The sequence below is a fragment of the Streptomyces oceani genome (assembly GCF_001751245.1).
GTDB classification, from domain to species: Bacteria; Actinomycetota; Actinomycetes; order Streptomycetales; family Streptomycetaceae; genus Streptomyces; species Streptomyces oceani.
Genome location: NZ_LJGU01000132.1, coordinates 133,655 through 142,480 on the forward strand (window position 1 = coordinate 133,655; position 8,826 = coordinate 142,480).

The following is an 8,826-nucleotide window of genomic DNA, read 5'->3' on the forward strand; positions in this document are numbered from 1 at the left end:
CCGACGCCGGGCCCGCCGTTGGCACCGGCGGGCGAACCGTTGTTACCGCCCATGGAGTTTCCACCGAGCGACTGGTTGCCGCCCATGGAGTTTCCACCCATGGACTGGTGGTTGCCGCCCATGCTGCCGCCACCGTTGGTGGAGGCACCGGCCGTGGCCATCGAGGGAGCCGGAGCCGGCGAGGGGGACGGCGGCAGTGACGCCGTCGCCGGAGTGCGCGGCGGGGCCAGCGAGTCGTCGGCCTGGTTCTCCAGCTGACGCAGCTGGCTCTCCAGGTACGACTTGAGCCGAGTGCGGTACTCGCGCTCGAAGCCACGCAGGTCCTCGACCTTGCGCTCCAACGTGGCACGCGCGGACTCGAGCGAGCCCATCGCCACGCGGTGCTTCTCCTGAGCGTCCCGCTCCAGCGCGTCGGCCTTGGCACGGGCGTCCCGCTCCAGACCCTCGGCACGGCTGCGAGCCTCGCCGACGATCTTGTTGGACTCGGAACGGGCCTCAGCGATCGCCTGGTCGGCCGTCTGCTGGGCCAACGAGAGTACGCGTGCCGCACTGTCGTTGTTCTGCCCGCCACCCTGCGGGCCCCCGGGGCCCTGTGGGGCACCCTGCGGACCGCCGGGACCACCCGGACCCTGCGGACCACCGAGGCCGCCGGGACCACCCGGGCCACCGGGACCACCCGGACCCTGCGGACCAGCCAGCCCGCCGGGACCGCTGGGAAGTTGCTGCGGGCCGCCGGGACCACCGGGGCCACCGGGGCCGCCCGGACCCTGCGGACCGCCCTGCGGACCGCCCGGACCACCCGGACCACCCGGACCGCCGGGTCCACCCGGGCCCTGCGGACCACCCTGCGGGCCACCCGGCCCGCCGGGACCACCGGGCCCGCCGGGGCCCTGCGGACCAGCACCGGCCGGCAGCTGCGGCTGACCGCCTGGCAGTTGGGGCGGGCCACCCATCCCCTGCTGCTGCGGCGGCACCGGCTGCGGTCCTGGTATGGCCGGCGGACCACCGCCGGGCCGGTCCTGCGGCTCAGGCTTGCGCATACCGGCGCCCTGCTGCTGGTTCTGTGCGGCAGCACGGGTCGCGGCGGCCAGCTTGGCGCGCAGGTCCTCGTTCTCACGGAGTAGACGCGTCAGTTCGCCTTCGACCTCGTCAAGGAAGGCATCGACTTCATCCTCGTCGTAGCCTTCGCGCAGACGGACGGTCGTGAACTGCTTGTTCCGTACGTCCTCGGGGGTCAGTGGCATCTCTTCACCTCAACGTATGTCGTCGGCATATCGGCAAGACCGTTTCGCTCGTTCACAGCCTGGCCACGACGCTGATCAGGATGTAGACGATGATCAAGAGCACGAAGAAGGACAGGTCGAGCGCCACGCCCCCGAAGCGCAGCGGCGGAATGAACCGCCGCAGAAGCTTGAGTGGCGGATCAGTGACAGTGTAGGTGGCCTCCAGAACGACCACCATGGCCTTGCCGGGTTGCCATGAGCGGGCGAACTGGAAGACGTAGTCCATCACCAGCCGGAAGATCAACACCAGCAGGAAGCAGTACAACACGATCTGGATCACCTGTAGTGCGATGCCCATGTGTGCTGCACTCCCCTCCGACTCGTTTGGCCTCGCGGCCCGGCTATTCGATCCTGCGTCTCAGCTCTGGTTGAAGAACCCGCCCTCTGCGATGCGGGCCTTGTCCTCCGCCGTAACGTCGACGTTAGCAGGAGACAGCAGGAAGACCTTCTGTGTCACCCGTTCAATACTTCCGTGCAGACCGAAGACCAAACCGGCCGCGAAGTCGACAAGTCGCTTCGCGTCGGTATCGTCCATCTCGGTCAAGTTCATGATCACCGGGGTCCCTTCACGGAAGTGTTCCCCGATCGTACGGGCCTCGTTGTAGGTCCGGGGGTGCAATGTGGTGATCCGGTACGGCTCACGCTCGGACACCACCTTGGGCATGATCACCGGGGCGCTCTTCTCCAGGTTCTGGCGTTCAGGTGTGATGGATGACACGGGGGCAATTCTCCCCGCTCGTCCGCTTTCTGCCGATGCCGGAGTCGCTGAGGGCTCCGGTTCACGCGGTGCCGGTGGTTGCATCACCCGTACCGGCTCCTCGGGTTCGCCCTTCTGCAAGGAGTGCGGCGCTTCCGACTGATGCTGCCGTCGGTGCTCTCGCTCCGGCTCCGGTTCCGGCTCGAACTCGTCATCGGGGTCGAACCCCGGGCCGTCGTACCCGTCGTCCTCCACGAGGCCGAGGTAGACCGCCATCTTGCGCATAGCGCCGGCCATTGACTGCATCCTCCGCTCTGTGGTGGGTCCCCTGCCCCCGTCCGGGAGGCAGCAAGGCCTCAGGCTCCGTCACCGGTGGCCATGGATCCACGTGGTCTGTCCGCTCGGTCCGCTGTAGCGGAAATGACCATATTTTCGGCTCTGGTCCGACTCGTTTGGTGACGTTACCGGAGCCGAAGTCGGTGACCGAGCACCGCACTGCCGACGCGCACATGTGTCGCACCCGCCGTCACCGCCTCCTCCAGATCCGCGCTCATCCCTGCGGACACCATGCTGGCACCAGGATGCTCCGCCCGCAGGCCGGTTGAGATTTCCCGCAGCCGCTCGAAAGCCTCGCTCGGTCGCCCCGCGTACGCGCCGGACAGCGGCGCGACCGCCATCACCCCCGCCAGCCGCAGCCGTTCGGCTCCGGCCACGGCATCGGCCAGTTCCGGCAACGCAGTCGGCGCGACACCACCACGGGTGCCGGAGGCCCCCGCCGCGTCGCCGAGTCCGACCTGAAGCAGTACGCCGATCTCCCGCCCGGACGCCCCGGCCGCTTCGGAGAGCGCCCGCACCAGGCGTGGGCGGTCGACCGAGTGGACGAAATCAGCATAAGAGAGCACAGAGCGCGCCTTATTGGTCTGCAACTGCCCCACGAAATGCCAGTTCAGCGACAGGTCCGCGCAGGCGGCGGCCTTCGGCGCCGCCTCCTGGTCCCGGTTCTCCGCCACGTCCCGTACGCCCAGCTCCGCCAGCAGCCGTACGTCCTCAGCCGGGAAGGTCTTGGTGACGACGATCAGCGTGACGCTCGTGCGGCCACGCCCGGCGGCATCACAGGCCCGGTCGATACGCTCCCGCACCGCGGCCAGGCCGGCGGCGAGTTCGGACTTACGGTCGTTCACGCGCCTACTCCCGAATCAACCATGCCGTTCGACGCGAACCAGACATAGCTCGCGAGCCGGCCGGTGTCCCTGTCCCTGCGGTAGGAAAAGTAGTCCGCGGACTCCCTAGTGCACACCCCCGACTGCTCCAGGAGCGTCACCCCCAGGCCGGCGAGTTGGGCCCGCACTCCCGCGGACACGTCGACCGCCGGAGTGCCCCAGCGGGTCGTGGCGTACGCCTCCGGCACCACCTCGGCGATCTCGTCCCGCAACGACTCCGGCACCTCGTAGCAGCCACCGCACACGGCGGGCCCCGTGCGCGCCCGGACGCGCTCCGGCACGGCTCCGAGGTCGACCATGGCGGCGACGGTGGCCGCCACCACCCCGCGGGCCAGGCCCGGTCGGCCGGCGTGCGCCGCCCCCACGATCCCGGCCGCCGGGTCGGCCAACAGCACCGGCACACAGTCGGCGGTGAGTACGGCGAGCGCCAGACCCGGGCGAGCGGTGACCACACCGTCCACGGGAGCGCTCCACTCCGGACACGGCCCCTCGACCACGGCCACCTCGCGCCCATGCACCTGGTTCATCCAGACCACCCGCTGAGGGTCGAGGTCCAGGGCCGCGGCGGCGCGTGCGCGGTTCTCTCGTACGGCCGCCGGGTCGTCGCCGACCGCGCCACCGAGGTTGAGCGTCGCACGAGGAGCGGCGCTCACCCCGCCCCACCGGTCGGTGGAGGCGAAGTGGGCGCCGCTTACCGTGTCGTGCTGACCTATCACCGCTGAACTTCCCGAGCTTCGGATCGTCCGTTCACTTCAGGAAATCCGGGACGTCCAACTCCTCGGCCTGGCTGTCCTGGTAGGGACGGGCCGGGGGCACCTGCGGGGTCGGGGCCGTCGGAGCCTGGGCCGCGGAGTCGGCGCCCGCCGGGCTCGGCTCGGCAACCGGCGCGGTGGCCTCGTCCTCCCGTGGGCTGAGCACGCCGAGCGTGGGCCGCTCCCGGTCCCGGTCGGTGTCGTCCTCCCCCGAAGCACGCGGCGCCGCCGAGGAGTTCTCCTCCTTGCCGCTGTACGCGCCGAGCACCTTGTCGCGGTTCTTGGAGGGCGGCTGACCGCCGTCGAAGCCGGCGGCGATGACCGTGACCCGGACCTCGTCGCCCAGGGCGTCGTCGATGACGGCGCCGAAGATGATGTTCGCCTCCGGATGGGCCGCCTCACTGACCAGTTGCGCCGCCTCGTTGATCTCGAAGAGTCCGAGGTCGCTGCCACCCGAGATGGACAGCAGCACTCCCCTCGCTCCGTCGATGGAGGCTTCCAGCAACGGTGAGGAGATCGCCATCTCCGCCGCAGCGACGGCTCGGTCGTCACCACGCGCCGAGCCGATGCCCATCAGCGCCGATCCCGCCTCGGACATCACGGACTTGACGTCCGCGAAGTCGAGGTTGATCAGACCGGGGGTGGTGATGAGATCGGTGATGCCCTGCACGCCGGACAGCAAGACCTGGTCCGCGGACTTGAACGCGTCGAGCACGCTCACCTGACGGTCCGAGATGGAGAGCAGCCGGTCGTTGGGGATGACGATGAGGGTGTCCACCTCGTCCCGCAGCCCCGCGATGCCGTCTTCGGCCTGGTTGGCCCTCCGACGGCCCTCGAAGGTGAACGGACGGGTGACGACGCCGATCGTCAGGGCGCCGAGCGAACGTGCGATGTTCGCGACCACGGGGGCGCCCCCCGTGCCCGTACCGCCGCCCTCGCCCGCCGTGACGAAGACCATGTCGGCCCCCTTGAGGACCTCCTCGATCTCCTCGCGGTGGTCCTCGGCGGCCTTACGGCCGACATCCGGGTTGGCACCCGCGCCGAGACCGCGGGTGAGTTCGCGACCGACATCCAGTTTGACATCGGCATCGCTCATCAACAGGGCTTGCGCGTCGGTGTTGATCGCGATGAACTCGACGCCCTTGAGACCGACCTCGATCATCCTGTTGATGGCATTCACACCACCGCCGCCGATACCGACGACCTTGATGACTGCGAGGTAGTTCTGCGGTGCTGCCACGTCGAAGGCCTCTCGCCTCGAGTTACGTATCCCTGGGGGCGGTTCGTGCGCCGACCCAAACCCTAACGCGGAAGTTTAGGGTTACCAGTGCCTGTAGTTCTTGGAGTCTTCGCAACGGACACTAAGTCGCCACGTGCTGGGTGTTCAACGAACACGCCGAACCTCCCGTTTTTCTTTTCACCCTATGTGATCAAGCCCGGCACTGCCCCTCCAGGGTGCTGGCCTGCGTGTATGTACGTCAACTCCGCACCGCCGAGGGAGCCCTGGGCACGCTCACGTCGAAGTGCTCGGCATCCTTCTCGGCTTTCCGCAGCGCGGCGAGCGCCTCCGCCTTCGCCGCGCCCCCGTCGGCGCTACCCCACAGGACCGTACGTCCGTCCGTCAGCCGCAAACTGATGTCGTCGTAGGAACGGACGAGCACCCCCCGGGTCTCCCGCGCGAGGGATTCCGGCAGCGACTCGGCCACCCGAGCCGCCGCCCGGCGCAGCCGGGAATCCGAGAAGTGCCGTGCGTCGGCCGGCGCGCGGGGCTCGAGGGACAGAAGGGGGACGTCTTTCGGTCGCTTGTCGAGGGTGCCGAAACGCACGCCGTCATCGTCCACTTCGACATACGACCCGTCAGCTCGCCCCGGAGAATGCTCGAGCACCAGGACGGGCTTTCGCTCGGTGACTTCCACGCTGACCTCGTGCGGCCAGGAACGCTCCACCCGCACCCGGTCGATACGCCGCAACCGTTCCCGCAGCCGGTGCTCTACCGCGGCCTCGTCGAGAGAGGCCAGCGGCGAACCGACCGGGACGGCTGCGGCGTCCCGGACCTGTTTCTCCGTCAGCGCCCGCGTCCCGCTGACGGACACCCGCTCCGCCCGAAACCAGTCCGAGCCGTAGAGCGCCCAGACGCCGAACGAGGCCACGAGCACCACCGCGAGCAACAGCAGCAGGCGCACCCGCCGTCCTGGCAATAGCAGCCCTGGCACTCGCCGTTCACGCGTCGGCGCACGGGCCCCCTCGTCATCGCGGCGACGCTCGGCCGCGGGGCCGTCGGAGCGCCGAGCACCCGGGGGTGGGGGCTCGGTCCGGGCCTCCGGGCCGGCGGTTCCGCTCGGTCCGGCCACGCTCCTGCCCTCCCACCCCGATCGGCTGCTCGGTCAACTCGGTCAGCCCGCCAGCCCGGACACCCTGTCAGCTCGGGCGGGGCGGACGGGCCGGGACACGCGGTCAGCCGTTACGGCGGTTCGCGATCGCCTCGTGCACCATGCCGACCAACAGCTCGTCGGCGTCCGGCCGGCCGAACTCGGCTGCCGCGCGGGACATCTCACGCAACCGACTCGGATCGGCGAGGACCGGCAGGACGTTGTCCCGAATCCAGTCCGGCGTCAGTTCCGCGTCGTCCACCAGCAGTCCGCCGCCTGCCTTGACCACCGGCTGGGCGTTCAATCGCTGTTCGCCATTGCCAATCGGCAACGGCACGTAGGCGGCCGGCAGCCCGACGGCCGAGAGTTCGGCCACGGTCATCGCGCCCGCCCGGCACAGCATCATGTCGGCCGCGGCGTACGCGAGGTCCATCCGGTCGACATACGGTACCGGTACGTACGGCGGCATCCCGGGCATCTGGTCGACCTGCGGCATTTCGTTCTTCGGCCCCACGACGTGCAGCACCTGGATGCCCGCCCGCTGCAGCGGCGGCACCGCGGTCTGCACCACCTCGTTGAGCCTGCGCGCCCCCTGGGAGCCGCCGGTGACCAACAGCGTCGGCAGCCCCGGGTCCAGACCGAAGGCCGCCCGCCCCTCGGGGCGTGCCGCGGACCGGTCCAGGACGGCGATGGACCGCCGCAGCGGAATGCCGAGGTAGCGTGCGTTCCGCAGCTTGCTGTCCGGAGTGGAGACGGCCACGTGCCGGGTGTAGCGGGAGCCGATCTTGTTCGCCAGTCCGGGCCGCGCGTTCGCCTCGTGTACGACGATCGGCACGCCCAACCGTTTGGCGGCCAGGTAGCCGGGGAGCGCGACGTAGCCCCCGAAGCCCACCACGCAGTCCGCCTTGGTGCGCTCCAGGATCTGCTCGGCCGCCTTGATGGTGCCGCGCAACCGCCCGGGCACGGTGATCAGTTCGGGCGTGGGCTTACGCGGCAACGGCACCGCCGGGATGAGCCCCAGCTCGTAGCCCCGCTCCGGGACGAGCCGGGTCTCCAGCCCGCGCTCCGTACCGAGCGCCGTGATGCCCACTGTCGGGTCCTGCCTACGCAGGGCGTCCGCGAGGGCGAGCGCGGGCTCGATGTGGCCGGCGGTCCCCCCACCGGCGAGTACGACATGCACCGAAATTCACCGCTCTCCGGACGGCCGCCGGTCGGCGCGCCGTCTCATCGTCTTCCTTCTCACCCCAGCCCGCATCCTGCCGAACGCGGGCTGCCGCATGTCCAGTGCCGCTCGCGCGGCCGGCTCGCTGCGCGCGAAGGCGATCAGCAAGCCCACCGCGAACATCGTCGGCAGCAGCGCGGAACCCCCGTAGGAGAACAGCGGGAGCGGCACCCCGGCGATCGGCAGCAAGCCGAGCACCGCACCGATGTTGATCGCGGCTTGCACCGTGATCCAGGTGGTCACGCCTCCCGCGGCATACCTGACGAAGAGATCCTCCGTGCGTCCGGCCACGCGGATACCCGCATAGCCTAGAGCCGCGAACAGCGCGAGTACCGACAGCGTCCCCACCAGACCGAGTTCCTCCCCGGTCACGGCGAAAATGAAGTCGGTGTGTGGTTCGGGGAGTTGACCCCATTTTTCCACACTGGCCCCGAGACCGGAACCAAGCCATCCGCCGGAGGCCAGTGCGTAGATGCCGTGGACGGCCTGCCAGCACTGGTCGTTGGGCCCCGGATCGGTCGCGCCCAGGCAGCCGAGCCGGGACATCCGGTTGGGACTGCTGCGGATCAGCAGAACTCCGAGGATCACCGCCGTGCCCAGCACTCCCGCGAACAACCGGGTGGGTGCGCCGAGCAGCCACAGCAGCCCGAACAGGATCGCTGTGATAATGATCGCGGTCCCCATGTCGCCGCCCAGCATGATCAGGCTGAGCAGCAGGAAACCGACCGGCACCAGAGGCACCAGCATGTGCTTCCACTGGCTGAGCGACCGCTTGTCGGCCTTACGGGCCAGCAGGTCGGCCCCCCACAACACCAGGGCCAGTTTCGCGAACTCGCTCGGCTGCAGTTGGAACGGTCCGCCGAGATGGATCCAGTTCTGGTTGCCGTTCACCGCTCGACCTATGCCGGGCACCTGTACGAGGCACAGCAGGCAGACCGAGACGGCCAGCAGCGGATAGGCCAGGGCCCGGTGCAGCGTGATCGGCATCCGTGCGGCGACAAGCAGCAGCACGGCGCCCAACACGGCCGCGACAAGCTGCTTCTGGAAGAAGTGCGTCGAGGACAGGCCGGACTGAAGGGCCTCGATCTGCGAGGCGGAGAACACCATCACCAGACCGAGCCCGGTGAGCAGCAGACTGCCGCCGAGGATCAGGTAGTAGGCGGTCAGCGGCCGGTCCCAGGCCCGTCGTGCGCGGGTCAGCAGCCGGCGTACGGTCCCCCCGCGCCCCGGTCCCCCCCGCGCGCCGCCACCCGGGGAGCCGTCCCGGCGCGGTCGGCCGGGCC

The 8,826-nt window shown here is 69.7% G+C and carries 9 protein-coding genes; all 9 read right to left on the minus strand.

The window, feature by feature from the left end; genetic code table 11:
• On the minus strand, positions 1–1,244 hold a 1,244-nt coding region (locus AN216_RS27305; protein WP_079166715.1), incomplete at its 3' end, for a DivIVA domain-containing protein.
• A 52-nt stretch (positions 1,245–1,296) separates the two neighbouring features.
• The gene (locus AN216_RS17650; protein WP_070197638.1) at positions 1,297–1,581 is read right to left on the minus strand and encodes a YggT family protein; all 285 of its coding nucleotides are present in this window, start codon (positions 1,579–1,581) and stop codon (positions 1,297–1,299) included.
• 60 nt (positions 1,582–1,641) lie between these two features.
• Positions 1,642–2,277 (minus strand): cell division protein SepF, encoded by a 636-nt coding sequence (locus AN216_RS17655; protein ID WP_070197639.1) that lies wholly within the window; start codon positions 2,275–2,277, stop codon positions 1,642–1,644.
• Between the two features lie 164 nt (positions 2,278–2,441).
• On the minus strand, positions 2,442–3,161 hold the full coding sequence (locus AN216_RS17660; protein ID WP_070197640.1) for a YggS family pyridoxal phosphate-dependent enzyme: 720 nt from the start codon (positions 3,159–3,161) through the stop codon (positions 2,442–2,444).
• The gene (gene pgeF / locus AN216_RS17665) at positions 3,158–3,916 is read right to left on the minus strand and encodes a peptidoglycan editing factor PgeF (RefSeq protein ID WP_070197641.1); all 759 of its coding nucleotides are present in this window, start codon (positions 3,914–3,916) and stop codon (positions 3,158–3,160) included. The genes AN216_RS17660 and pgeF overlap by 4 nt, the downstream gene beginning before the upstream one ends.
• A gap of 31 nt (positions 3,917–3,947) precedes the next feature.
• On the minus strand, positions 3,948–5,192 hold the full coding sequence (ftsZ, locus tag AN216_RS17670) for a cell division protein FtsZ (protein ID WP_070197642.1): 1,245 nt from the start codon (positions 5,190–5,192) through the stop codon (positions 3,948–3,950).
• 238 nt (positions 5,193–5,430) lie between these two features.
• The gene (locus AN216_RS17675) at positions 5,431–6,165 is read right to left on the minus strand and encodes a cell division protein FtsQ/DivIB (RefSeq protein ID WP_420855758.1); all 735 of its coding nucleotides are present in this window, start codon (positions 6,163–6,165) and stop codon (positions 5,431–5,433) included.
• Between the two features lie 241 nt (positions 6,166–6,406).
• A complete protein-coding gene (gene murG / locus AN216_RS17680) occupies positions 6,407–7,501 on the minus strand; it encodes an undecaprenyldiphospho-muramoylpentapeptide beta-N-acetylglucosaminyltransferase (RefSeq protein WP_070197644.1) in 1,095 nt (364 codons plus the stop codon).
• 6 nt (positions 7,502–7,507) lie between these two features.
• On the minus strand, positions 7,508–8,746 hold the full coding sequence (ftsW, locus tag AN216_RS17685; RefSeq protein WP_070197671.1) for a putative lipid II flippase FtsW: 1,239 nt from the start codon (positions 8,744–8,746) through the stop codon (positions 7,508–7,510).
• Positions 8,747–8,826 lie beyond the last annotated feature (80 nt).

What these genes read in the sequence shown, in the direction of transcription:
- AN216_RS17655 (WP_070197639.1), bottom strand. Translation starts at nt 2,277, where the DNA reads ATGGCCGGCGCTATGCGCAAGATGGCGGTCTACCTCGGCCTCGTGGAG.
- AN216_RS17650 (WP_070197638.1), bottom strand. Translation starts at nt 1,581, where the DNA reads ATGGGCATCGCACTACAGGTGATCCAGATCGTGTTGTACTGCTTCCTG.